This is a genomic window from Streptomyces sp. CB01201, assembly GCF_002803085.1.
Lineage (GTDB): Bacteria > Actinomycetota > Actinomycetes > Streptomycetales > Streptomycetaceae > Streptomyces > Streptomyces hundungensis.
Window position 1 is genome coordinate 594,939 of sequence record NZ_NNBJ01000002.1, and the last position, 24,859, is coordinate 619,797.

At 71.0% G+C, this 24,859-nt stretch carries 21 protein-coding genes; 11 read left to right on the forward strand and 10 right to left on the reverse strand.

What is annotated here, in order from left to right; genetic code table 11:
• Positions 1–97: 97 nt before the first annotated feature.
• A complete protein-coding gene (locus tag CG740_RS07245; RefSeq protein ID WP_159030250.1) occupies positions 98–769 on the reverse strand; it encodes a lipoprotein in 672 nt (223 codons plus the stop codon).
• Positions 770–930: 161 nt separating this feature from the next.
• Here CG740_RS07245 and CG740_RS07250 point away from each other — a divergent pair, with 161 nt between their 5' ends.
• The 4 genes from CG740_RS07250 (at position 931) to CG740_RS07265 (ending at position 7,697) form a co-directional block, all read left to right on the forward strand.
• A complete protein-coding gene (locus CG740_RS07250) occupies positions 931–2,736 on the forward strand; it encodes an ABC-F family ATP-binding cassette domain-containing protein (protein ID WP_100574108.1) in 1,806 nt (601 codons plus the stop codon).
• Positions 2,737–2,930: 194 nt separating this feature from the next.
• On the forward strand, positions 2,931–4,790 hold the full coding sequence (locus tag CG740_RS07255; protein WP_100574109.1) for an outer membrane protein assembly factor BamB family protein: 1,860 nt from the start codon (positions 2,931–2,933) through the stop codon (positions 4,788–4,790).
• Positions 4,791–4,836: 46 nt separating this feature from the next.
• Complete coding sequence (locus CG740_RS07260) at positions 4,837–6,723, forward strand: outer membrane protein assembly factor BamB family protein (RefSeq protein ID WP_100574110.1); 1,887 nt, start codon at positions 4,837–4,839, stop codon at positions 6,721–6,723.
• A gap of 296 nt (positions 6,724–7,019) precedes the next feature.
• Positions 7,020–7,697, forward strand: a complete 678-nt coding sequence (locus tag CG740_RS07265; RefSeq protein ID WP_100574111.1) for a helix-turn-helix transcriptional regulator — start codon at positions 7,020–7,022, stop codon at positions 7,695–7,697.
• 61 nt (positions 7,698–7,758) lie between these two features.
• Here CG740_RS07265 and CG740_RS07270 read toward each other — a convergent pair whose 3' ends face one another.
• The gene (locus CG740_RS07270) at positions 7,759–8,034 is read right to left on the reverse strand and encodes a hypothetical protein (RefSeq protein WP_100574112.1); all 276 of its coding nucleotides are present in this window, start codon (positions 8,032–8,034) and stop codon (positions 7,759–7,761) included.
• A 14-nt stretch (positions 8,035–8,048) separates the two neighbouring features.
• Positions 8,049–9,719 carry a sodium:solute symporter family protein gene (locus CG740_RS07275; RefSeq protein WP_100574113.1) on the reverse strand — a complete coding sequence of 557 codons (1,671 nt, stop codon included), beginning with the start codon at positions 9,717–9,719 and terminating at the stop codon, positions 8,049–8,051.
• A 229-nt stretch (positions 9,720–9,948) separates the two neighbouring features.
• On the opposite strand from CG740_RS07275, the gene galT reads away from it, so the two are divergent.
• Genes galT through galK form a run of 3 tightly spaced genes read left to right on the forward strand, consistent with a single transcriptional unit; the run spans position 9,949 to position 13,128 of the window.
• Positions 9,949–11,004, forward strand: coding sequence for a galactose-1-phosphate uridylyltransferase (gene galT / locus CG740_RS07280; RefSeq protein ID WP_100574114.1), 1,056 nt, complete (start codon positions 9,949–9,951; stop codon positions 11,002–11,004).
• Complete coding sequence (galE, locus tag CG740_RS07285; RefSeq protein ID WP_100574115.1) at positions 11,001–11,969, forward strand: UDP-glucose 4-epimerase GalE; 969 nt, start codon at positions 11,001–11,003, stop codon at positions 11,967–11,969. The genes galT and galE overlap by 4 nt, the downstream gene beginning before the upstream one ends.
• On the forward strand, positions 11,962–13,128 hold the full coding sequence (gene galK, locus CG740_RS07290; protein WP_100574116.1) for a galactokinase: 1,167 nt from the start codon (positions 11,962–11,964) through the stop codon (positions 13,126–13,128). Before galE ends, galK begins: the two co-directional genes overlap by 8 nt.
• A gap of 28 nt (positions 13,129–13,156) precedes the next feature.
• On the opposite strand, the gene CG740_RS07295 is transcribed toward galK, so the two are convergent.
• Positions 13,157–13,600, reverse strand: a complete 444-nt coding sequence (locus CG740_RS07295) for a GNAT family N-acetyltransferase (protein ID WP_100574288.1) — start codon at positions 13,598–13,600, stop codon at positions 13,157–13,159.
• Between the two features lie 261 nt (positions 13,601–13,861).
• On the opposite strand from CG740_RS07295, the gene CG740_RS07300 reads away from it, so the two are divergent.
• Complete coding sequence (locus CG740_RS07300; RefSeq protein ID WP_199846362.1) at positions 13,862–14,629, forward strand: LuxR C-terminal-related transcriptional regulator; 768 nt, start codon at positions 13,862–13,864, stop codon at positions 14,627–14,629.
• Here CG740_RS07300 and CG740_RS07305 read toward each other — a convergent pair.
• On the reverse strand, positions 14,588–15,085 hold the full coding sequence (locus tag CG740_RS07305; protein WP_100574118.1) for a MarR family winged helix-turn-helix transcriptional regulator: 498 nt from the start codon (positions 15,083–15,085) through the stop codon (positions 14,588–14,590). The two genes, CG740_RS07300 and CG740_RS07305, sit on opposite strands and share 42 nt — an antisense overlap.
• Before the next feature lie 131 nt (positions 15,086–15,216).
• On the opposite strand from CG740_RS07305, the gene CG740_RS07310 reads away from it, so the two are divergent.
• Positions 15,217–16,065, forward strand: a complete 849-nt coding sequence (locus tag CG740_RS07310) for a trans-aconitate 2-methyltransferase (protein WP_100574119.1) — start codon at positions 15,217–15,219, stop codon at positions 16,063–16,065.
• Between the two features lie 10 nt (positions 16,066–16,075).
• A complete protein-coding gene (locus CG740_RS07315; RefSeq protein ID WP_100574120.1) occupies positions 16,076–16,438 on the forward strand; it encodes a VOC family protein in 363 nt (120 codons plus the stop codon).
• A gap of 99 nt (positions 16,439–16,537) precedes the next feature.
• Here the strand turns inward: CG740_RS07315 and CG740_RS07320 are convergent, their stop codons facing one another.
• The 3 genes from CG740_RS07320 to CG740_RS07330 form a co-directional block, all read right to left on the reverse strand.
• Entirely contained in the window at positions 16,538–18,277 is a 1,740-nt protein-coding gene (locus CG740_RS07320) for an FG-GAP repeat domain-containing protein (protein WP_234376108.1), read from the reverse strand.
• A gap of 260 nt (positions 18,278–18,537) precedes the next feature.
• Positions 18,538–19,278, reverse strand: a complete 741-nt coding sequence (locus CG740_RS07325; RefSeq protein ID WP_100574121.1) for a TetR/AcrR family transcriptional regulator — start codon at positions 19,276–19,278, stop codon at positions 18,538–18,540.
• A complete protein-coding gene (locus CG740_RS07330) occupies positions 19,275–20,273 on the reverse strand; it encodes an acyl-CoA desaturase (protein WP_100574122.1) in 999 nt (332 codons plus the stop codon). Before CG740_RS07330 ends, CG740_RS07325 begins: the two co-directional genes overlap by 4 nt.
• A 216-nt stretch (positions 20,274–20,489) precedes the next feature.
• Here CG740_RS07330 and ppc point away from each other — a divergent pair, with 216 nt between their 5' ends.
• The gene (gene ppc, locus CG740_RS07335) at positions 20,490–23,219 is read left to right on the forward strand and encodes a phosphoenolpyruvate carboxylase (RefSeq protein ID WP_100574123.1); all 2,730 of its coding nucleotides are present in this window, start codon (positions 20,490–20,492) and stop codon (positions 23,217–23,219) included.
• A gap of 469 nt (positions 23,220–23,688) precedes the next feature.
• Here ppc and CG740_RS07340 read toward each other — a convergent pair whose 3' ends face one another.
• The gene (locus tag CG740_RS07340) at positions 23,689–24,156 is read right to left on the reverse strand and encodes a hypothetical protein (protein ID WP_100574124.1); all 468 of its coding nucleotides are present in this window, start codon (positions 24,154–24,156) and stop codon (positions 23,689–23,691) included.
• Between the two features lie 91 nt (positions 24,157–24,247).
• Positions 24,248–24,844 carry an aminoacyl-tRNA hydrolase gene (pth, locus tag CG740_RS07345; RefSeq protein ID WP_100574125.1) on the reverse strand — a complete coding sequence of 199 codons (597 nt, stop codon included), beginning with the start codon at positions 24,842–24,844 and terminating at the stop codon, positions 24,248–24,250.
• Positions 24,845–24,859: the final 15 nt, after the last annotated feature.

Here is a 24,859-nt window from a genome sequence, read left to right on the forward strand (position 1 = left end):
AGCCGCCGCTTTCCGATCTCGTCACTACGAAGGGTGACGAGGGGATGGCGTGTTCGGGAGGGGCTCGCCCGAGCGGTGTCCGGGCGCCGCCCGCCCGCTACGACGCGAGCCGCATGCTCCGCTTGGCCAGCTCGTACGCCGGAAGCATGTCCTGGTGCTCCTGGGTGTCCAGGCCGCCCAGGTGCAGTACCAGCGTGCCCCTGGGGGTGACGACCGCCAGGGCGTGTTCCTGCTTCGACTCGTCCAGCAGCTTGCTGTACGTCTCGTAGACTACCTCCGCCGCGGGCAGCGAACCCGCCTTGGTCTCCCGGTACGTCGCCCTGCTCGCCGTCCGGTCGGCGCCGACGAAGGACTCAAGTGCCGCACGGGGCATGCCCGTTGAGGAGTTCTGGACCCAGGCCCGCAGATAGCCGAGGTGCCCCGCGGGCTTCGCGTCGATCTCGCAGGCCAGATCGAACGGGCCGTGCTTGGTCCACGAGGCGAGCGGGGAGTCGGCGGCCAACCGTGGCACCGGCTTCGGCTTCCAGTCCGGCGCCGGCTCGAAGGAGACCGGCATGACGCAGACCGTTCCCGGGGCGCCCACCCTGCCGTCCTTGGTCACCGCGGTCCGGCCAGGTGCGGGCGAGGTCCCGGCCGTCGAAGTCCCGCTCGTGGAGCCCGCGGCGGGGGACGGGTTCCGCGACGCCGACTCCTGCTGCTCGCCGCACCCGACCAGGGCCGCCCCCGCCAGTGCCGCCGCGACCGCGCCCCGCGCCACATACCGCTTCAAGATCCCGCCCCTTATATGCATCGTCCGCCCCATAAACCTCGTAATTCGAGGATTTGACCATCGTATGACCCCGCGGACGCCCCCTTGATCGTTGCCGCCCGCCGCCACCCCGCCGCGGCGACTACTCTGGACGACGATCCATCCCCCTGCTCAGGAGTGAAATGGCCGTCAACCTGGTCAATGTCGAGGCAGTCAGCAAGGTGTACGGGACCCGTGCCCTGCTCGACGGAGTCTCCCTCGGCGTCTCCGAAGGGGACCGGATCGGTGTCGTCGGGCGCAACGGCGACGGCAAGACCACCCTGATCCGGATGCTCGCGCAGCTGGAGGAGCCGGACACCGGCCGCGTCACCCACGTGGGCGGGCTGCGGCTCGGCGTGCTCACCCAGCACGACTCGCTCGACCCGCAGGCCACCGTGCGGCACGAGGTCATCGGCGACCTCGCCGACCACGAGTGGGCCGGCAACGCCAAGATCCGCGATGTGCTCACCGGCCTGTTCGGCGGGCTCGACCTGCCCGGGTTCGCGCAGGGCCTGGACACCGTCATCGCGCCGCTGTCCGGCGGCGAGCGCCGCCGCATCGCGCTCGCCAAGCTGCTCATCGGCGAGCCCGACCTGATCGTGCTCGACGAGCCCACCAACCACCTCGACGTCGAGGGCATCTCCTGGCTCGCCCGGCACCTCCAGGCCCGGCGCTCGGCCCTCGTCTGCGTCACCCACGACCGCTGGTTCCTCGACCAGGTCTGCACCCGGATGTGGGACGTCCAGCGCGGCTCGGTCTTCGAGTACGAGGGCGGCTACTCCGACTACGTCTTCGCCCGCGCCGAGCGCGAGCGCATCGCCGCCACCGAAGAGGTCAAGCGGCAGAACCTGATGCGCAAGGAGCTGGCCTGGCTGCGCCGCGGCGCCCCGGCCCGCACCTCCAAGCCGCGCTACCGCATCGAGGCCGCCAACGAGCTCATCGCGGACGTGCCGCCGCCGCGCGACACCAGCGAGCTGATGAAGTTCGCCAACGCCCGGCTCGGCAAGACCGTCTTCGACCTGGAGGACGTGACCGTACAGGCCGGCGAGAAGCTGCTGCTCAAGCACCTCACCTGGCAGCTCGGCCCCGGCGACCGCATCGGCCTGGTCGGCGTGAACGGCGCGGGCAAGACCTCGCTGCTGCGTACGCTCACCGAGGCCTGGCGCACCGCGGGCGAGGCGCAGCCGGCCGCCGGCAAGGTCGTCGTCGGCAAGACCGTCAGGCTCGCCTACCTCTCCCAGGACGTGGCCGAACTCCCGCCCGCGCTGCGGGTGTTGGAGGCCGTCCAGCAGATCCGCGACCGCGTCGACCTCGGCAAGGGCCGCGAGATGACGGCCGGTCAGCTCTGCGAGCAGTTCGGCTTCTCGAAGGAGAAGCAGTGGACGCCGGTCGGTGACCTCTCCGGCGGCGAGCGCAGGCGGCTCCAGCTGCTGCGGCTCCTCATGGACGAGCCCAACGTCCTCTTCCTCGACGAGCCCACCAACGACCTCGACATCGAGACGCTGACCCAGCTCGAAGACCTCCTCGACGGCTGGCCGGGCTCCATGGTCGTCATCTCGCACGACCGGTTCTTCATCGAGCGCACCACCGACCACGTCTGGGCGCTGCTCGGCGACGCCGCGCTGCGGATGCTGCCGCGCGGCATCGACGAGTATCTGGAGCGCAGGCAGCGGATGATCGAGTCCGCGCCCGCGCCGAGCGCGGCCCCCGCCGCCCGGCCCGCGAGCGCCGTTTCGGCCCAGGACGCCCGCGCCGCGAAGAAGGAACTCCAGAAGGTCGAGCGGCAGCTCAACAAGATCAATGAGCGTGAGACGCATCTGCATGCGCAAATCGCCGATAACGCCACGGACTTCGAGAAGGTGGCGAAACTGGATGCCGAACTGCGCGAACTGATCGTCGAACGCGACGAGTTGGAAATGCGCTGGCTCGAACTGGCCGAGGACGCCTGACGCATACCTCCGGGGGCGTGTTGCGGCGCTCGCGTAGAGACGGCGTGGGAACTCAGTAACGGCGGCATTACGGGCCGGTTCTCCCTTGGGAACAGGGATGACCGGCCCGTGGCCTGTTCTGCCCCGAGTGATAGAAAGTAGCTCCGTTCGACTGGCGTAAAGACGCACAGACGCAAATTCGGGGGTATCTCGCTGTGACTCAGCCGCCCAGTTCGCAGCCACCGCAGGGTGGCTTCGGAGCACCGCAGGACAAGCCCCAGCAACCGCCCGCGCAGCCGCCCGGGCCGCCGGCGCAGCCGCCGCAGATGCCGGCCGCTCCGCCCACCCCGCCGGCCCGGCCGCCGCAGGCACCCCCGGCCCCGCCGGCCGGGCAGCCCGGCTACGGCTATCCGCAGGCGCCCGGGCAGCAGCCCGGCTACGGCTATCCCGCGGCCCCGCCCCCGCAGCCCGGCTACGGCTATCCCGGTCAGCCGCCCACGCAGCCCAACCCGTACGCGGGGACCCCGCAGCCCGGCTACGGCCACCCCGGTCAGCCGCCGTACCCCGGTCAGGCGCAGTACCCCGGTGCTCCGACGCCCCCGCAGGGCGGTGGCAAGAACCCGTTCAAGGGCAGGCCCGCGATGATCGTGGCCGCGGCGGTCGCGGGCCTCCTGGTCATCGGCGGGGGCGTGTACTTGGCGACGAGCGGCGGCGGTGACGACAAGAAGCCCGTCGCCGACAAGAGCCACAGCGCGGCTCCCTCCGGCTCCCCCTCCGTCGACCAGGGTGACGGCAAGGGCACCGGCCGCGCCGGGTCCGACGGCGGGATCAACAGCGGTATCAAGCCCGGCGAGGCACCGGTCTGGCTGCTGGAGAACGAGACGCCCCTGACCCAGAACGGCGCCGAGCAGTACGGCCCCTGGCGCCTCGGCGACGTCGTCGTGAAGGCCATGTACAAAGAGGTCGTCGGCTACGGCGCCGCCGACGGGAAGCAGAAGTGGAAGGTGCCCCTGGACACCCCCATCTGCGGCGCGCCGCACGACACCACGGCGGACGGAAAGATCGTCTTCGGTGTCGAGGAGAGCAACGACAAGAACGCGAAGTGCAATCAGCTCCAGATGGTCGACCTGGCCGCGGCCAAGGCGGGCTGGAAGGCGCCGGTGCCGTCCGAGAACGCCTTCGACATCATGGTCAGCTTCGACATGGCGATCAGCGGCAACACCGTGGCGCTCGCCCGCATGGGCGGCGCGAGCGGGTTCTCCGTCACCGACGGCAAGAAGCTGTACGGGACCCCGAAGACCGGCAACTGCCGCTCGGACGCGTTCGCGGGCGGCCCCAAGCTCATCTCGGTGGGCACCTGCACCGACCCGAACAACAGCGGCGCGGACGCCCCCCAGTCGGAACTCCTCCAGGAGCTCGACCCGGCCACCGGCAAGTCCAAGTGGAACTACCAGTACGAGAAGGGCTGGTCGATCCGGCGCATCTACTCGATGGACCCGCTCGTCGTCTACGCCACCAACAAGGACAAGAAGACGTGGAACATCGCCACGTTCACCGCTGACGGCAAGATCCGTTCACAGGTCGACTCCAAGTCCCAACTGACCGCGAAATGCAGCGGGTTCGGCATCGTCGACCGGCAGCTCCAGGACTGCTCGGGCACCGCGGCGGACGCCGACACCCTCTACATCTCCACCGAAGGCAAGGACAGCGGCGAGCTCGGGGTGGGCCGCACCAACGACGTGGTCGCCATCGACCTCGGCACCGGCAAGGAGAAGTGGCACGCGTCCGCGCCCAAGGGCCGCACCATGGAGCCGATCGCCGTCGAGGGCGGCAAGGTCGTGCTGTACGTCGAGCCCGGCATCGACGAGCAGGCGGCCGCGATCGCGACCGTGCCCACCGGCGGAGGCACGCCGCAGATCACGCTCCAGAGCCCGTCGGCCGCCGTCGATACCGAGCAGAACTTCTACAGCCCTCACATCACCTGGGCGGGCGGGCGCGTGTTCGTCCTCAACGGGCGGGTGAACAGCCCCAAGGGCGACAAGAAGGACCACGCACTCCTGTCCTTCGGCAAGTGACGCCCCAACTCCCCCTCCCCGCCTTCCAGTCAGAGGTCCCCCCGGTATGAGCCAGCCACCCCAGCAGCCCCAGCAGCCCCCACGCCCCGAGGACACGCCCCCGGGTTTCGGCGCGCCCCAGGAGCCCCCGGCCCCCGGGTTCGGCACGCCCCAGGAGCCGCCCGCCGGCGGCTTCGGCGCACCCACCCCGCCGCCGCCCGCCGGCCCGCCGGGCACCCCGCCGCCGGCCGGGCCCCCGGCCTACGGCTACCCCCAGACCCCTCCGCAGCAGCCCGGTTACGGCTACCCGGCGACCCCGCCCCAGCAGCCCGGTTACGGCTACCCGGCGACCCCGCCCCAGCAGCCGGGCTACGGCTACCCGGGCCAGCCCCCGACCCAGCCCGCGCAGCCCGGCTACGGCTATCCCGGGCAGCCGCCGACCCAGCCGATGCAGCCGCAGTACGGGATGCCGGGCGCGCCCGGCCCCGGTGGGCAGCCCGGTGGCAAGAGGCCCAGCACCCAGCTGTCGATCATCATCGCGGCGGTCGTCGCGGTGGCCCTGATCGTCGGCGGCGGCATCTGGTACGCCTCCGGCAAGGACGACGGCACGAACAGCGCCCAGGGCGACACCGGCGGAGCCAAGGGCGACGGCGGCAGCACGACCGGGGGCGGCGGCAAGGAGAAGAAGCCCGCCAACACCGCGGCCAGGGTGCTCTTCCAGACCCCCCAGCCCAAGGTCACCGACCTCACCTCGGTGCACGGCTCCTGGCTCACCGACAAGGTGTACGTCAAGGCCGGTGTCAAGGAGATCGTCGGCTACGACCCCGCCAAGGGGACCGAGGTCTGGAAGCTCCCGCTGACCGGCAACGTGTGCGAGGCGAGCCCGCACGTTTCGGCCGACGGCAAGACCGCGTTCGCCTTCGAGAGCCAGGACGGCGGCTCCAAGTACGCCTCCTGCACCGAGGCCGCGGGCCTCGACCTCAACACCGGCAAGCTGTTGTGGCAGGCCGACATCAAGGGCGCCACCGGCGACCGCAAGACCCGGTTCGACGAGATCACCGTCGGCGCGGGCACGGTCGCGGCCGGCGGGCTCGACGGCGGCGCGGCCTGGGACCTGAACACCGGCAAGGAACTGTGGAAGCCGACCACCACCGCCGACCAGTGCAAGGACGTCGGCTACGGCGGCGGTGACGCGCTGGTGGCCGTCCGCAAGTGCGGCGACTACGACAAGCCCACCATCACCGTGCAGCCCCTCGACCCCAAGAGCGGCCAGCCGCTCTCCACGTACAAGGTGCTGCCCGGCATCGACTACCTCCACATCGTCTCCTCCAAGCCGCTGGTGCTCGCCGCCGATGTCGGCGACAGCGCGGGCGACGGCAGCGGCATCTCCGACTTCTTCTCCGTCGACGACAAGACCGGCAAGCTCCTCGCGCGCATCCCGGCCCCCGGCGACAAGTACTCGGCCAGCTGCGACAGCACCTCCGTGGAGAAGTGCACGATGGTCGTGGCCGGGGGCGGCAAGCTGTATGTGCCGACCGAGGAGCACGACAACGCGGCGAGCGGCTCCACCGGTTCGCTCGGCCGCACCAACGAGATCCTCGCCTTCGACCTGGCCACCGGCCGGCCCGTCCCCGGCAGGGCGGACGCGGGCGACGGCTACACGATGTTCCCGCTGCGCATGGACGGCAACAACGTCATCGCCTACAAGGACGCCCCGTACGACAAGGGCACGCAGGTCGTCAGCATCGACGGCGGCAGCCTCAAGTCGACGCTGCTCCTGGAGAACCCGGCCGACCGGACGGTCCGCGACGCGATCACGTCGTTCTCCGGGAAGTACGCCGACATCCTGTACGGCAACGGCCGCCTCTACCTGGGCGCGCAGCTCCTGAGCAAGCCGTACTCGGCGAACGACGCCGCGAAGAAGTTCCTGTTCATGGCGACCGGCACGAACTGAGCCGCCGCCCGACGAAGGCCCCGCCGACGGAGTTCGCGCTCCGCCGCCGGGGCCTTCGCCTTTCCGGCCCCTTCCGTACGGCTCCTCCCGGTGTCCTGCGCCGCAGGTGGGGGCCTGCGGGGCGGGCCGGAAAACGGCCGAGATTGTCGTTTCGCCGTCCCTCGTACTTCCTCAACCACGCCTGAGTGCAGGAGAATTCGGCATTCTGGGGGCTTCTTACAGGTAAGCGGCGCGCGGCGTCGAACAAGCGTGTAGCTTGCCGGGGCAAGAGGGGCCGGGGGGATGGGGGTAGCTCGATGGGCGTGCGGCTCATGGTGGTCGACGACCACCGGCTGCTCGCCGAGGCACTCGCCTCGGCGCTGAAACTGCGGGGCCACCGGGTGCTCGCCGCGACGGCTCCGGTCGCCGGGGCCGCCGATCTGGTGGTGAGCCGGGCGCCGGAGGTGTGCCTGCTCGGCACGGCGGCGCCCGCCGAACCCGGGGTGTTCGACCCGATCGTACGGATCAAGCGGGAGCGGCCGCAGGTCGCCGTGGTGGTGCTCGGCCCGGTGCCGAGCCCGCGCGGGATCGCGGCGGCGTTCGCGGCCGGGGCGTCCGGCTATGTGCGTCACGACGAGCGCATCGAGGGTGTCGAACGGGCCATGGTCAAGGCCAGGGCGGGGGAGGCGGCGGTCGCCCCGCAGCTCCTCCAGGGCGCCTTCGCCGAACTGCTCAACCCCGCCGCCCAGCCCGACGACGAGGGCCAGCGGCTGCTGCATCTGCTGACCCCGCGCGAGGTGGAGGTCCTGGTGCGGGTCGCGGACGGCGAGGACACCCGGCTGATCGCGGCCGGCATGGGCATAGCGCCGTCCACCGCCCGCACCCACGTCCAGCGGGTCCTGATGAAGCTGGGGGTGGGCTCCCGCCTTGAGGCGGCGGCCCTCGCCGCGCGGACGGGCCTGCTCGACCGGGCCGCCCACGCCAAGGCGCCCTAGCCGGGCTCCCTTCGGGCCCCGGCCGCGGCGCCCCGCCCTCGCCCGGCCGGCCTCCGCTGCGTCAGCCCTCCTCCGGGACCGGGGGCGCGGTGGGCCGCAGCTTCAGCCAGACGAGGAAGAACACCCCGAGGACCAGCATGCCGAGCCCGGTCCACAGGTTGATGTTGATGCCCTGTGCCTTCTTCAGATCCGCGTCGGAGGCGAAGACCCCCGCCGCGCCGACGATCACCCCGTACAGGGTGAACAGGCCGCCGATGATCCGGCGGATGTCGAAGAGCCGCGCGGCCGACGCCGACTTCTGTTCCAACTCGGAGACTTCACGGTGCAGTTCGGACATGTCTTGGCCTCCGGTCAGAACGAGTAGGGGACGTAGCAGAGCGCGGCGAGCACGATCGCGCCCCAGCCGAGCAGGGCGGGCTTGCGGTACCAGGCGCTGTCGCCCTCGGCGGGCGGCTCCTCGACGCCGGGCGACTTCGTCCCGTACACCAGGCCGGCCAGTTCGGCGGCGGGCTTGGGCGCCGTGAACAGGGTGACGGCCACCATGACCACCGCGCCGGCCACGAAGCCGACGATCGCCGAGACGAAGTTGGCGCCCTGGTCGGTCGGGATCGAGATGACGCCCTGCTTGTAGATCCAGAAGTAGTTGACCATCGCGGCCGTGGTGCCCGCGAGCAGGCCCCACACGCCCGACTTCACCGAGGCCCGCTTCCAGAACATGCCGATCACGAACACCACGAACATCGGCACGTTGAAGAAGGAGAACAGGGTCTGGAGGTAGCCCATGATGTTGGAGAACGAGGACGCGATGAACGCCGTGCCGATCGAGGCGAGCACGCCGATCGCGGTGATCAGCCGCCCGAAGCGCAGGTAGTAGCCGTCGGGCTGGTCCTTCTTCACGTACTTGGCCCAGATGTCGTACGTGAACACGGTGTTGAAGGACGACACGTTGGCCGCCATGCCGGCCATGAACGCGGCGAGCAGACCGGTCACCGCGATGCCGAGCACGCCGTTGGGCAGCAGGTCCTGCATGAGCAGCGGGATCGCGTCGTTGTAGGTGAGGGACGAGCCGGGGGTGCCGATCTTCGGCACCAGGACGGCCGCGACCAGGCCCGGGATCATCACCAGGAACACGATGAACATCTTCGGGAACGCCGCGATCAGCGGGGTGCGCCGGGCCGCGCTGAGGTTCTTCGCGGACAGTGCCCGCTGCACCTCGGCGAAGTTGGTCGTCCAGTAGCCGAAGGACAGCACGAAGCCGAGGCCGAGCACGATGGTCAGCCAGTTGGCGCCGAGCGGGTTGGACTGGCCGATGCCGGTGCCGCCCCACGCGGACAGGAAGTTGTGGCCGTGGCTGCTCTTGAGCGAGCTGGTCAGGCCGTCCCAGCCGCCGACCCGCTTGAGGCCGAGGATGGTCAGCGGTATGAGCGCGGCCAGGATCACGAAGAACTGGAGCACCTCGTTGTAGATCGCCGAGGAGAGGCCGCCGATGGTGATGTAGGCCAGCACGAAGAGACCGGCGACCACGATCGCCACCCACTGCGGCCAGCCGAGCAGGGCCTCCACGACGATCGAGAGGGCGTAGAGGTTGACGCCCGCGATCAGCACGGCGGCGAACGCGAACAGCGCCGAGGAGAGCAGATGCGCCGACTTGTCGAAGCGCTGGAGCAGGAACTCCGGTACGGAGCGGACCTTCGAGCCGTAGTAGAAGGGCATCATCACGAGCCCGAGGAAGACCATCGCCGGGATGGCGCCGATCCAGTACCAGTGCACGACCGCCACGCCGTACTGGGCGCTGGTCGCGGACATGCCGAGGATCTCGGTGGCGCCGAGGTTGGCCGCGACGAAGGCGAGGCCGGTGACCCAGGCCGGCAGTGAGCGGCCCGACAGGAAGAAGTCGAGGCTGGTCTTCACACTGGCGCGGGCGGCGAAGCCGATGCCCAGGACGACGATGAAGTAGATCGCCAGAATCGTGTAGTCGAGCCCGTTGGTGGGGAGCCGGAGCCCCGCGGCCAGATATTGCATGCGTACTCGCTTCGTCGCGCTTACTGATCCGGACGGGAACCTACGCCTCCGTGTTCAGAAACTGAACAGTTTTGATGAGATTGTTTGTTTGATTGTGATCGAGGGTGCGTTTCGGCATCGCCGCTGGCGGTGATCGTTCAGGGCGCGGCAAGCGCTTGCGCGCCCATTGACGGACGCTGTTGGCTTGTGGTTTGTTGTGTGCGATTCTGTTGGATGGTGGAGGTTGCAGGTGAAGAAGACGTCGACCCGGCTCGCCGACGGACGTGAGCTGCTCTACTACGACGCGCGGGACGACCTCGTCCGGGACGAGACCGACCACCGCCCCCTCGACCCGGTCTCCACCGCGTCCGAGCTGCGCCACGACCCGCTGCTCGGCGACACGGTGGTCGTCGCCTCGCACCGCCAGGGCCGCACCTATCTGCCGCCCGCCGACGCCTGCCCCCTGTGCCCCTCGCGTGCGGGCCGCGACAGCGAGATCCCGGCCGCCGACTACGACGTCGTCGTCTTCGAGAACCGCTTCCCCTCGCTCGCCGGCGACTCCGGCCGCTGCGAGGTCGTCTGCTTCACCCCCGACCACGACGCGTCCTTCGCCGACCTCACCGAGGACCAGGCCGCCCTCGTCCTGGAGGCCTGGACCGACCGCACCGCCGAACTCGCCGAACTCCCGCAGGTCCAGCAGGTGTTCTGCTTCGAGAACCGGGGCGCCGAGATCGGCGTCACCCTCGGCCACCCGCACGGCCAGATCTACGGCTACCCCTTCACCACCCCGCGCACCGCCCTCATGCTCCGCTCGCTCGCCGAACACCGCGAGCGCACCGGCGGCCGCAACCTCTTCGACGACGTGGTCCGGCGCGAGCTCACCGAAGGCGACCGGGTGGTCCTGGAGGGCGAGCACTGGGTGGCCTTCGTGCCGTACGCCGCCCACTGGCCCTACGAGGTACACCTCCACCCCAAGCGCCGCGTCCCCGACCTGCGCGCCCTCGACGACGACGCCCGCGCCGAGTTCCCCCGGATCTACCTGGAACTCCTGCGCCGCTTCGACCGGATCTTCGGCCCCGACGAGCCGCCCACCCCCTACATCGCCGCCTGGCACCAGGCGCCGTTCCGGGGCGAGGGCGCCGCCGAGCGGGGCGAGTTCGGGCTCCATCTTGAGCTTTTCACCATCCGCCGCACTTCCGGCAAGCTGAAGTACCTCGCGGGTTCCGAGTCCGGCATGAGCGTGTTCATCAACGACGTGCCGCCGGAGGCCGCGGCCGAGCGACTGCGAGAGGTGGCCAGCAAGTGAGCAAGTACCTGGTGACGGGCGGTGCGGGATATGTGGGCAGCGTGGTGGCGGCCCACCTCGTCGAGGCCGGCCACGCCGTGACCGTCCTCGACGACCTCTCCACGGGCTTTCGCGAAGCCGTCCCCGCCGGAGCCGCCTTCATCGAGGGCCGCATCCAGGACGCCGCCCGGTGGCTCGACCCGTCCTTCGACGCCGTCCTCCACTTCGCGGCGTTCTCCCAGGTCGGCGAGTCGGTGGCGGTCCCCGAGAAGTACTGGAGCAACAACGTCGGCGGCACGATGGCGCTGCTCGCCGCGATGCGCGACGCGGACGTGCGCACGCTGGTGTTCTCCTCCACCGCGGCCACCTACGGCGAGCCCGTCTCGACCCCGATCACCGAGACCGCCCCCACCGCCCCCACCAGCCCCTACGGCGCCTCCAAGCTGGCGGTGGACCACATGATCGCCGGCGAGTGCGCGGCCCACGGCCTGGCCGCGGTGTCCCTGCGCTACTTCAACGTGGCGGGCGCGTACGGAAGGTGCGGGGAGCGCCACGCCCCCGAATCCCACCTGATCCCGCTGGTGCTCCAAGTGGCCCTGGGCGAGCGGGAGTTCATCTCCGTCTACGGCGACGACTACCCCACCCCCGACGGGACCTGCGTCCGCGACTACATCCACGTGGCGGACCTCGCCGAGGCGCACCTGCTCGCCCTGGACGCCGCGACCGCCGGCGAGCACCTCGTCTGCAACCTCGGCAACGGCAACGGGTTCTCGGTCCGCGAGGTCGTCGAGACCGTGCGCAAGGTGACCGGCCACGAGATCCCCGAGGTCGTCGCGGGCCGGCGCGGCGGCGACCCGGCGGTCCTGGTGGCCTCCGCCGCCCGCGCCCACGAGCGCCTCGGCTGGCAGCCCTCGCGCGCCGACCTCGCCGGAATCGTCGCGGACGCCTGGGCGTTCGCCCGCCGGACGGAGCCCGCCGGTGAGTGAACGGGGTGCTCCGGCACGTGACGTGGCCGCCGCCTTCCGCGCGTTGTACGGATACGAGCCCGAAGGGGTGTGGGCCGCACCCGGCCGGGTGAACCTCATCGGCGAGTACACCGACTTCAACGAGGGCTTCGTCATGCCGCTCGCCCTGCCGCACACGGCGGTGGCGGCGGTGGCCCGGCGCACCGACGGGGCCGTGCGGATCCACTCGGCCGACATCGCGGGACCCGTGGTGGAGCTGCGCGCCGACGAGTTGGCACCGCTGTCCGGCGCGGGCTGGGCGGCCTACCCGGCGGGCGTGCTGTGGGCACTGCGCGAGGCGGGCCACGCGGTGCCGGGCGCGGACATCCACCTGACGTCGACGGTGCCGACGGGGGCGGGCCTGTCCTCCTCGGCCGCCCTTGAGGTGGTCACCGCCCTCGCCCTGCGCGACCTGTACGAACTCCCGCTCTCGCTACCGGAGTTGGCCGCGCTGGCGCAGCGGGCCGAGAACGCGTTCGTCGGCGTGCCGTGCGGGATCATGGACCAGACGGCGTCGGCGTGCTGCGTGGCGGGCCATGTCCTGCACCTGGACGCACGCGACCTGACGACTCGCCACATCCCCTTCGACCTCCCCGCCCAGGGGCTGCGGCTCCTGGTGGTGGACACCCGCGTGAAACACGCGCTGGGGGACGGCGCGTACGCGGAGCGGCGCGCCGGCTGCGAGCAGGGCGCGCGGGAGCTGGGTGTACGCACCCTGCGCGAACTCCCCTACGCGCGACTCCCCGACGCGCTGGGGGAGCTGTCCTCCGGGACGGTCCGCGCCTATGTGCGGCACGTGGTGAGCGACAACGAGCGAGTGACGCGGGTGGCGGGGCTGCTCGCGGCGGGCGATGTCCGCGGGGTGGGCCCGGTGCTGACCGAGGGGCACGCCTCCCTCCGGGACGATCTGCGGGTGTCCTGCGCGGAGCTGGACCTGGTGGTGGACACGGCGGTGGCCGCCGGGGCGCTCGGGGCGCGGATGACGGGCGGGGGCTTCGGGGGCTCGGCGATCGTCCTGGCCGAGGAGGCGGCACTGGACGCGGTCGCGAAGGCCGTGGCTGCGGCTTTCGAGCAGGCGTCCCTGACGGCCCCGAGGATATTCGAGGCGGTGCCGTCGCCGGGGGCCCGGCGCCTGGCCTGAGGCCCGGCGATTCCCGCCGCACCCCCGGTCAGGGAAGCCGCTTGGTCAGGGTGTACTCCGTGACCCCCGGAGGATAGTCGGGGATCACCGCCACGACCTCGTACCCCCGGCCCCGGTAGAACCCCGGCGCCTGGAAGTCCCACGTCTCCACCCGGGCAAACCCGCACCCCCGCTCGGAGCGCGCCAACTCCTCGGCATGGCTGAGGAGTTGGGTGCCGAGACCTGCGGACCGCAGCCCCGGGTCCACCCACAGGAGGTCGACGTGGAGCCAGCCCGCCCAGGTCCGCCCGGTCAGACCCCCGGCCAGCAGGCCCTCCTCGTTCAACCCCCAGACGTGGAGCGGCACTTCCTTCTCGGCCGGCGTCCCCCGCAGGGCTCGCAGCGCCGGAGACCGCTCGGTGTTGGTGTCCCGCAGGCGCTGCCCCAGCTGCACCTGCCGGGCCTTGTCCACTTCTGTCTCAAGACGAAACATGGCACTCACCCTAAACATGCGCACACGCCAAGTAGCCGGACGGGTTCCCTCAGTTCGGCAAAGTGCCTTCCGCTCACAGCTCACGGCCCTACGCTGATGCACAGCACCGGTGGGGGCCGGTGTCGATCAGGGGGCGAGACAGTCGGGTACGTCGCCCGGGGCGGGGTAGAACTCAGTGCACGGCGGCGGCCGTGCGACTGCGGTCGCCGGCTCCGGGCGTCGTACCCGTACCGGTCCGCCACCGGACCCTGGGGGTGTCACTTGGTACGTATCCGAGTTCTCGTGGTGGACGACCATCGCATCTTCGCCGAGTCGCTCGCCGCGGCCCTGGCCGCGGAGCCCGACGTGGACGTCGCCGCGGCCGGCAGCGGCCCCGCGGCGCTGCGCTGCCTGGAGCGGGGCGCGGCCGAGGGCCGCAGATTCGATGTGATGCTCGTCGACGCGGACTTGGGCGCATCGGCCGCGGTCCCGGTCGCCCGTGTGGTGCCCGACGGCGGTGGTGCGGACGGCCTGGTGGACGGCATCTCGCTGGTCGCGGGCGTCCGCGTGGGCCAGCCCGCGGTGCGTACCGTCGTGCTCGCCGAGAAGGACGACCCGCGCCGGGCCGCCCTCGCCCTCCAGGCCGGCGCCTGCGGCTGGGTCGCCAAGGACTGCTCCCTGCAACGGCTGCTCGCCGTGATCCGGGGCGTACTGCGGGACGAGACGCATCTGCCGCCCGCGCTGCTCACCGGCGTGCTGCGGGAGCTGACGGCCGCGCGCAAGCACCGCACCGAGTCCGAGCGTCTGGTGGAGTCGCTCACCCCGCGCGAGCGCGAGGTGCTGCGCTGCATGGTGGCCGGGCTCGGGCGCAAGGCGGTCGCCGAGCGGCTGTTCCTGTCCCCGCACACGGTGCGGACCCATATGCAGAACGTGCTCGGCAAGCTGGGCGTGCACTCCACGCTCGCGGCCGTCGCGCTGGCCCGCCGGGCCGGTGTGGGCCCGGTCGACCTAGCCGGGGATGTTGTCGAACGGGGCGGTCAACTGGCGTAGCAGCGCGGCCAGTTCGCCCCGCTCCTTGCGGCTGAGCTCGCCGAGGATGGCCCGCTCCTGTTCGAGCAGGCCCGCGAGCGCCTGGTCGGCGCGGTCGCGCCCCTCGGGGGTGAGCCGCACCAGGACCCCGCGCCGGTCGCTGGGGTCGGGCAGCCGCTCGACCAGGCCCTTCTTGGCGAGCCGGTCGATCCGGTTGGTCATCGTGCCCGAGGTGACGAGCGTCTGGGTCAGAAGCTGGCCGGGGGAGAGCTGGTAGGGCGCGCCGGCCCGGCGCAGCGACGTCAGGACGTCGAACTCCCAGGGCTCCAGGCTGTGCTCCGCGAACGCGAGCCTGCGGGCCCGGTCGAGATGGCGGGCCAGCCTGCTCACCCGGCTGAGCACCTCAAGTGGTTCCACGTCGAGGTCCGGGCGCTCGCGGCGCCATGCAGCGACCAGTCGGTCGACCTCATCCTCCATGTCGATCAGTGTAGAGGGTCCCTCGATGTGAAGTCTCTTGACGTCAAGATATATATCGAGCCACCATTGGGCATGGAGGGGCCGGGACCCTGTTCCGCTTCGCCCAGCCGTACCTGCAAGGGGGCTCGAACATGTATTCCGATTCATCGTCGACCACACCACCCGGGCCGCCGGTCTGGGACCCGCAGCAGTATCTGCGCCACGCCGGGCACCGCACACGGCCGTTCCTCGACCTGCTGACCCGCATACCCGACCTGCCCGCGACCGGCGGCCCCTCGCCCCGGATAGCCGACCTGGGCTGCGGCCCGGGCAACGTCACCGTCCGCCTCGCCGACCGCTGGCCCGACGCCCGCATCACCGGCTTCGACCTCTCCCCGCAGATGCTGGCCCAGGCCGACAAGGACTTCGCCGGCACCACCGCGGGCGGCGGCTGGCTGGACTTCCAGGTCGCCGACGCCGCGCACTGGACGCCCGGCGAGCCCTACGACCTGATCGTCTCCAACGCCGCTCTGCAGTGGGTCCCCAACCACCCCGAGTCGTTCCCGGCCTGGATCGACGGGCTCACCCCCGGCGGCACCTTCGCCTTCCAGGTTCCGGGCAATTTCACCTCGCCCAGCCACGCGATCCTCGCCGAACTCTGCGAGTCCCCGCGCTGGCGCAGCCGCCTCGACGACCACGGCCGCCGCTACGTCCACATTCTGGAGCCCGCCGACTACCTGACCCGCCTCGCCGACCTCGGCTGCGAGACCGATGTCTGGGAAACCGTCTACTGCCAGTTGCTGACCGGCCCCGACCCCGTCCTCGACTGGGTCAAGGGCACCGCCCTGCGCCCCGTCCTGACCGCCCTCGACGGCGACCAGGAGGCCATCGACGCCCTGCTCGCCGAATACCGCGACCGCCTGCGCGAGGCCTACCCGCCGGGCCCGCACGGCACGGTCTTCCCCTTCCGCCGCATCTTCGCGGTCGCCAGGAAGAAGTAGGGGGACGGAGATGCTCGCCGCCGTCGACCACGTCCAGCTCGCCGCCCCGCCCGGCAGCGAGCCGCGGCTGAGGACGTACTACCGCGACGTCCTCGGCATGACCGAGATCCCCAAGCCCCCGCCCCTCGCCGCCCGCGGCGGCTGCTGGTTCGGGTACGGGGGCGTCCAGCTCCACCTGGGCATCGAGGAGGACTTCCGGCCCGCGAAGAAGGCCCACCCCGGGCTGCGGGTCACCTCGATCGCGGCGTACGCCCGCCGGCTCGCGGAACACGGCGCACCGGTCGTGTGGGACGAGGGCCTGCCGGGGCACCGCAGGTTCTACTCCGAGGATCCGGTCGGCAACCGCCTGGAGTTCCTGGAGCCGCTCGCCTGAACCGCTCGCCCGAGCCGCCCGGCCACTCGCCCACAACGGGAGCGCCCTGCCCCCCTCCGTACGGAGGGGGGCAGGGCGCTCGGTACCGCTGGGGTCGGCCTAGTAGATGCCGTACTTGTAGGTGTTCCAGCCGTAGCCGATCTTCACCCGGCCCTTGAGCCCGCCGGAACCGTCGGCGTCGTAGCGCCACAGGTTGCCCGCCGAGTCCACCGCGAGGATGTCCGAGCGGCCGTCGCCGGTCAGGTCGCCGGGGGCCGCGAGCATCTTCCCGCTGTACATGTTCCAGCCCGTGCCGATCTTGACCCGGCCCTTGAACGGGGCCTTGGCGTTGCCGGTGCCCGCGTACAGGTAGAGCTCGCCGCCCGGGGTGCGGGCCAGCAGGTCCGGCAGGCCGTCGCCGTTGATGTCGCCGGCGCCGAAGAGCTTGTCGTACGCGTTCCAGCCCGCGCCCACGTCGATGCGCGAGTAGACGCCGGTGCCCTGGCCGTTGCCCGGGTACAGGTACAGGTGGCCGTTGCCGCCCTGACGGGCGAGCAGGTCGCCGTTGCCCTCACCGGTGAGGTCGCCCACACCGATGACGGTGTTGTAGATGCCCCAGCCGCCGCCGAGGTCGGCCCCGTTGACGTACAGGTTGCCCCAGGAGGCGATCTCCAGGACGTCGGCCCAGCGCTTGGCGTTGTTGAGCGAGGAGGGGCTGGAGAGGTAGTTCGCTCCGGCCCAGCCGCCCTTGTCGCCGGGGTGTGCGGCCGACAGGTAGCCGTCGCCCTGGCCGTAGTAGTAGGACAGGGTGCCCGCGCCGTCGAGGCCGAACAGGTCCTGCTTGCCGTAGGCCGGGTTGCTGCCGGACGGGAAGAGCTGGGAGCCCCGCCAGCCCGTGCCGAGCTGCTTGCGTGCCTGGAGCCGGCCGTCGGGCAGCGAGTTGTAGATCCACAGCGTGCCCGAGAGGTCGCGGCCGACCAGGTCGCCGCGGTCGTCACCGCTCTGGTCGTCGACGGCGACGATCTGGTTGTAGGCGTCCCAGCCGTAGCCGACCTTGACGCCCGCCTTCAGCGGGTTCGCGGCGTTGCCGGTGCCCGCGTAGAAGTACAGGTCGCCGTTCGGGGTGCGGCCGTAGACATCGCCCAGGCCGTCGCCGTTCACGTCGTTGGCGCCGACGATCTGGTCGAAGATGTTCCAGCTGCTGCCGACCTTCTTGCCCGCCGCGAACGGCGCGCTCAGGTTGCCCGTGCCGGCGTACAGGTAGAGGTCGCCGCCGGGGGTGCGGGCCATCAGGTCGTTGTGGCCGTCGCCGGTGACATCGGCGACCGACACGACCTTGTTGAACATGTTCCAGCCGGAGCCGGACCAGCCGCTGGAGTACATGCCGGTGGCGCTGACGTCCGGGTGCAGCGTCAGGACGCCGTTCGGAGACAGGTCGAGGGCCTCGGGAGCGCTGCCGCCACCCAGGTCACCGGGCAGGATGAGGTCCTTGTAGGCGTTCTGGGGACCGAAGAACTCGGGGTTCTGCGCGCTGGTCCCGTCCTCCAGGTACAGCTTGTCGTTGAGCTCACGGGCGAGCAGGTCGCTGTATCCGTCGACGTTCACGTCGAAGCGGGGCTTCGCGACCCCGGCCGCGTCAGCGCCCGCGACCAACGAGCGCTTGGCCTTGTTGGGCGCCTTGAGCGGGGCCTTGGGGTGAGGCAGCGTGATGTTCGGGGCAACGGCCGGCTTGGGCGTCTTCACGGCGGCGTGCGGGCCGGCCGGGTTGGAGTCTGCCGAGGCCGTGCCGGCGAGCAGCATGCCCGCCGACAGGACGATGGCGGTGCAGGCCGCGAGGCGGCTCGCGCGCTTGGTGCGCACAGAGGACAAAATTCCCCCCATGGGAATAAGCGGGTAGACCCGGGGAGAATCGCGTCGCTGCGTATTCGTCGTCGCATGGGCGCGCGGAAAGGTGCGCGGCTCGTGCACCTCGACGGCACGGACGGCCGTCATGGGTGATGGCACGCGAGGAATGGCGGGAATCCCCCCCGGGATTGTGGGTGAAGACTACCGCCGATTCTTGTGTAGTTGAAGTGAAAATTGGGGCAGGTGTTGATTGATCTTGACCGGGGTGGGCTGAATCAACTCTTCCGGTGCCCTATGAGTCGCGGTTTCGGTTCAAGACCGTCCAAACCGTGCCACGCCAGATTCACCAGGTGCGCCGCGACTTCCGCCTTCTTGGGTTTGCGCACGTCCAGCCACCACTGTCCGGTCAGCGCCACCATGCCGACCAGCGCCTGCGCGTACAGCGGTGCCAGTTTCGCGTCGAAGCCCCGCGCCTTGAACTCCAGGCCCAGAATGTCCTCGACCTGGGTGGCGATGTCGGAGATGAGTGAGGCGAAGGTTCCGGTCGACTGGGCGACCGGGGAGTCGCGCACCAGAATGCGGAATCCGTCCGTATACGTCTCGATGTAGTCGAGCAGTGCGAATGCGGCCTGTTCCAGGAGTTCACGCGGATGGCCCGCGGTCAGGGCGCCCGTCACCCCGTCGAGCAGCGAGCGCATTTCGCGGTCCACGACGACCGCGTACAGGCCCTCCTTGCCGCCGAAATGCTCGTACACCACCGGCTTGGAGACGCCCGCCTTCGCGGCGATCTCCTCGACCGAGGTGCCCTCGAAGCCCTTTTCGGCGAAGAGCGTGCGACCGATGTCCAGCAGTTGCTCCCGGCGCTCGGCCCCGGTCATCCGGGTCCGGCGGGTGCGTCGGGGCTTCTCGGCCGAGCCGGACGCCCCGGCGGAGCGGGAGGAACCAGTGGTGCGGGAGGAACCAGTGGTGCTGGTGGTACGGGTGGTGCTGGAGTCGGTCGCCACGTCCTCCATCATGCCGCCTCGGCGGCCTTCTCCTTGCGCCGGGACCGGTCGCCTTCGTTCCGCTTGGAGTCGATACGTGCCGCGCTCGGCCAGCGCACGTCGTACGCCAGGCCCGACTGCTCGCACCAGCGGATGATCCGGGCACTGGAGTCGATCTGCCCCCGCATCACCCCGTGCCGGGCCGACGTCGGGTCCGCGTGGTGCAGGTTGTGCCACGACTCGCCGCACGAGAGCACCGCAAGCCACCACACGTTGCCGCTGCGGTCACGCGACTTGAACGGACGCTTGCCCACCGCGTGGCAGATCGAGTTGATCGACCACGTCACGTGGTGCAGCAGCGCCACCCGCACCAGCGAGCCCCAGAAGAACGCCGTGAACGCGCCCCACCACGACATCGTCACCAGACCCCCCACCAGCGGCGGGATCGCGAGCGACAGGATCGTCCACCACACGAAGTCGCGCGAGATGCGGCGGATCGCCGGGTCGGCGAGGAGATCCGGCGCGTACTTCTCCTGCGAAGTCTGCTCCTCGTCGAACATCCACGCGATGTGCGCCCACCACAGGCCCTTCATCAGCGCGGGCAGCGTCTCGCCGAAACGCCACGGCGAATGCGGGTCGCCCTCCGCGTCCGAGAACTTGTGGTGCCTGCGGTGGTCGGCCACCCAGCGCACCAGCGGCCCCTCCACCGCCATCGAACCCGCGACCGCCAGCGCGATCCGCAGCGGGCGCTTCGCCTTGAACGAGCCGTGCGTGAAATAACGATGGAAACCGATCGTCACACCGTGACAGCCCAGGTAGTACATGAAGACGAGCAGGCCCAGATCGAGCCAGCTCACCCCTCCCCAGCCCCAGGCGAGCGGCACCGCCAGGACGAGGGCCACGAAGGGGACGGTGATGAAGAGGAGCAGGGCGATCTGCTCGATGCTGCGCTTTTTCTCGCCGCCCAAGGTCGCGGACGGCAGTGGATTCTTGTCCGACGACGGAAGCAGATCGGGACTGGTGGTCATGGGGAGTACCCCCGGCAGGGTGAGGAAAACGAGCGGAAGGCCTGGCTACGGGTGCGTAACCTACGGCAACGTAAGTATGGCAGCGCCACGGCTGGGGACAAGAGCCCGTGACGGCGGGGCGGAACGGGACACCTATCCTGGGTGTCGTCGGACAGCGCGGTCCGCAAGCCTCCAGAACCCTCCAGACGTGCTCAAACACTGCAAGGAGCCGCACCTGTGAGCAGTGCCGACCAGACTCCCGCCGCCAGCCACGAGCTGCGCGCCGACATCCGCCGACTGGGTGACCTCCTGGGCGAGACCCTCGTCCGACAGGAGGGACCCGAGCTCCTGGAGCTCGTCGAGCGGGTCCGCGCGCTGACCCGGAGCGACGGCGAAGCCGCCGCCGAACTCCTCGGCGGCACCGAAGTCGAGACCGCCGCCAAGCTGGTGCGCGCGTTCTCCACCTACTTCCACCTCGCGAACGTCACCGAGCAGGTCCACCGCGGGCGCGAACTGCGCGCCCACCGCGCAGCCGAGGGCAGCCTGCTCGCCCGCACCGCCGACATGCTCAAGGACGGCGACCCCGAGCACGTCCGCCAGAGCGTCAAGAACCTCAACGTCCGGCCGGTCTTCACCGCCCACCCCACCGAGGCCGCCCGCCGCTCCGTCCTGAACAAGCTGCGCCGCATCGCCGAGCTCCTGGAAACCCCGGTCGTCGAGTCCGACCGGCGCCGGCACGACCTGCGCCTGGCCGAGAACATCGACCTGATCTGGCAGACCGACGAGCTGCGTGTCGTACGCCCCGAACCGGCCGACGAGGCCCGCAACGCCATCTACTACCTCGACGAGCTGCACGCCGGCGCCGTCGGGGACGTCCTGGAGGACCTGGCGGCCGAACTGGAGCGCGTCGGCGTCGAGCTGCCGCCCGGCACCCGCCCGCTCACCTTCGGCACCTGGATCGGCGGCGACCGCGACGGCAACCCCAACGTGACCCCCAAGGTCACCTGGGACGTACTGATCCTCCAGCACGAGCACGGCATCAACGACGCGCTCGACACGATCGACTTCCTGCGCGGACTGCTCTCCAACTCCATCCGCTACGCGGGCGCCACCGAAGAGCTGCTCAGCTCGCTCCAGGCCGACCTCGAAGCCCTCCCCGAGATCAGTCCCCGCTACAAGCGGCTCAACGCCGAGGAGCCCTACCGGCTCAAGGCCACCGCCATCCGGCAGAAGCTCGTCCACACCAAGGAGCGGCTCGCCAAGGGCACCACCCACCAGCCCGGCCGCGACTACCTCGGCACCGCCGACCTGATCGCCGACCTCACCCTCATCCAGACCTCGCTGCGCGCCCACCGCGGCGCCCTGTTCGCCGACGGCCGCATGGACCGCACGATCCGCACCCTCGCGGCGTTCGGCCTCCAGCTCGCCACCATGGACGTACGCGAACACGCCGACGCCCACCACCACGCGCTCGGCCAGCTCTTCGACCGGCTCGGCGAGGAGTCCTGGCGCTACGCCGACATGCCGCGCGACTACCGGCAGAAGCTCCTCGCCAAGGAGCTCCGCTCGCGCCGCCCGCTCGCCCCCACCCCGGCCCCGCTGGACGCGGCAGGCGAGAAGACGCTCGGCGTGTTCGGCACCATCAAGGAGGCCTTCGAGCGGTTCGGGCCCGAGGTCATCGAGTCGTACATCATCTCGATGTGCCAGGGCGCCGACGACGTGTTCGCGGCGGCCGTCCTCGCCCGCGAGGCCGGCCTGATCGACCTGCACGGCGGCTGGGCCAAGATCGGCATCGTGCCGCTCCTGGAGACCACCGACGAGCTGCGCGCCGCCGACGTCATCCTCGACGAGATGCTGGCCGACCCCTCCTACCGGCGCCTCGTCTCGCTGCGCGGCGACGTCCAAGAGGTCATGCTCGGCTACTCGGACTCCTCCAAGTTCGGCGGCATCACCACCTCCCAGTGGGAGATCCACCGCGCCCAGCGCCGGCTGCGCGACGTCGCCCACCGCTACGGCGTACGGCTGCGGCTCTTCCACGGCCGCGGCGGCACCGTCGGCCGCGGCGGCGGCCCCTCGCACGACGCGATCCTCGCCCAGCCCTGGGGCACCCTCGAAGGCGAGATCAAGGTCACCGAACAGGGCGAGGTCATCTCCGACAAGTACCTCATCCCGTCCCTCGCCAGGGAGAACCTGGAGCTGACCGTCGCGGCCACGCTCCAGGCCTCCGCCCTGCACACCGCGCCCCGCCAGTCCGACGAGGCGCTCGCGCGCTGGGACGCGGCCATGGACACGGTGTCCGACGCCGCGCACTCGGCGTACCGCAAGCTGGTCGAGGACCCGGACCTGCCCGCGTACTTCTTCGCGTCCACCCCCGTCGACCAGCTCGCCGAGCTGCACCTGGGCTCGCGTCCCTCGCGCCGCCCCGACTCCGGCGCGGGCCTCGACGGGCTGCGGGCCATCCCGTGGGTGTTCGGCTGGACCCAGTCCCGGCAGATCGTGCCCGGCTGGTTCGGCGTCGGCTCCGGGCTCAAGGCGCTGCGCGAGGCCGGGCTCGACACGGTCCTCGACGAGATGAGCGAGCGCTGGCACTTCTTCCGCAACTTCCTCTCCAACGTGGAGATGACGCTCGCGAAGACGGACCTGCGGATCGCCCGGCACTACGTCGACACGCTCGTGCCGGACGAGCTGAAGCACGTGTTCTCGGCGATCGAGGCGGAGCACGAGCTGACGGTCCGGGAAGTTCTGCGGATCACCGGGCGGGACGAACTGCTGGGCGCGAGCCCGGTGTTGCAGCAGACGTTCGCGATCCGGGACGCGTATCTGGACCCGATCTCCTACCTCCAGGTCGCGCTCCTCGCACGCCAGCGCGCGGCGGCCGACCGGGGCGAGGCCCCGGACCCGCTGCTGTCCCGTGCGCTGCTCCTCACGGTGAACGGCGTGGCAGCGGGCCTCCGCAACACGGGCTGACCCCGGCCCGGGTTTTCGCCCCACCCCGCCCCTTCCCGCAACCCTCCGGGGGATGTAGGGAGGGGCGGGGCCCGTTCCCGGGGCTCCGCCCCGGACCCGTTCGCGCCTGAACGGCGCTCGCACCTACAGGGGCGCGGGGCTGTGACAGTGCGCGGCTCCGCCGCGGTGGGCGCGATCGGTGGACCCCGGTTCACCTACAGGGGCGCGGGGCTGTGACGTCTGCGCGGCTCCGCCGCGGTGGGCGCGATCGGTGGGCCCTGGTTCCCCTACAGGGGCGCGAGGAACTGCGCGAGCAACCACGCACGGCCCGCGCAAGAAGGCGGGTTTCAGGGGCGCGGGGAACTGCGCAAACAGGCCGCACGGTCCGCAGGCGGGAGGGGGTCGCGGGGCGCGGGGAACTGCGCGAACCGGTGGGACCGCGCGGGGTGCGAGGGGGCGGGCGCCGCTCCGGGGCGTGAGGAGCAGAGGGCTACAGGGCGATGAACGCCGAGGCCATCGCGGCGGCGCCGAGGAGCCCCACCGCCCACGCCGTCCGCGGCATCCGCAAACCCCCCGCGACCAGCAGCGAGGCCAGGAGCAGCGCTCCGGCCAGGGGGAGCCAGGCGTACAGCAGGCCAGCGAGGCCGCTGCGTACCGCCTGGGTCGTGCCCGGCTTCAGGACCACCGGCAGATCGTCGCCCCGCCGAGCCGCCACCGACTCCGTGATCGTCACACGGGCGTGCGCGGCGGACCCGGGCGAGGGCGCGTACCGCCCGGTGCACACGTCGTCCGCGCAGGACGTCACCGTCAGCCGCCCGTGATCGCGCCCCTTCGACAGCATCACGTGCTGAGCCGTGCCCCACGACGACCAGAACCCGGCCACCACGAGCACCACGGCGACCAGGCCCGCCGCGGCCCGCACCACGACCAGCAAGAACGTACGGCTCCGCTTCGTCATGGGGCCGGATCCTGGCGGCAATGACCGCGCACGGTCAAACCCTGGCCGGAGCCGACGGCCCCTTTGGGAGCCGTTGTCGGGAGTTATCAGGTCAGGAGTTGTACGTCGACTGGGCCCGCTCCAGGCCCTCGATCACCAGCGCCTCGGCCGCATCCGCCGCCCGGTCCACGAAGTACCCCAGTTCCTTGCGCTCCGTGGAGGAGAAGTCCTTCAGGACGAAGTCCGCCACCTGCATCCGCCCCGGCGGGCGCCCGATGCCGAACCGTACCCGGTGATAGTCCGCGCCCAGCGACTTGGTGATCGACTTCAGACCGTTGTGCCCGTTGTCCCCGCCGCCCAGCTTCAGCCGCAGCACTCCGTAGTCGATGTCCAACTCGTCATGAATCGCAACGATGTTGGCGACCGGCACCTTGTAGAAGTCGCGCAGCGCGGTCACCGGCCCGCCCGACAGGTTCATGTACGACATCGGCTTCGCAAGGACCACCCGGCGGTTCAGCGGGCCCGGCGGACCGATCCGCCCCTCCACCACCTGCGCCCGCGCCTTGTGCGCCTTGAACCGGCCGCCGATCCGCTCGGCGAGCAGGTCCGCCACCATGAACCCGACGTTGTGCCGGTTCGCGGTGTACTCCGGACCCGGATTGCCCAGGCCCACGATCAGCCAGGGTGCGTTCGCGTCGTCGGTCGTCATGGGGGCTGCGTCTCC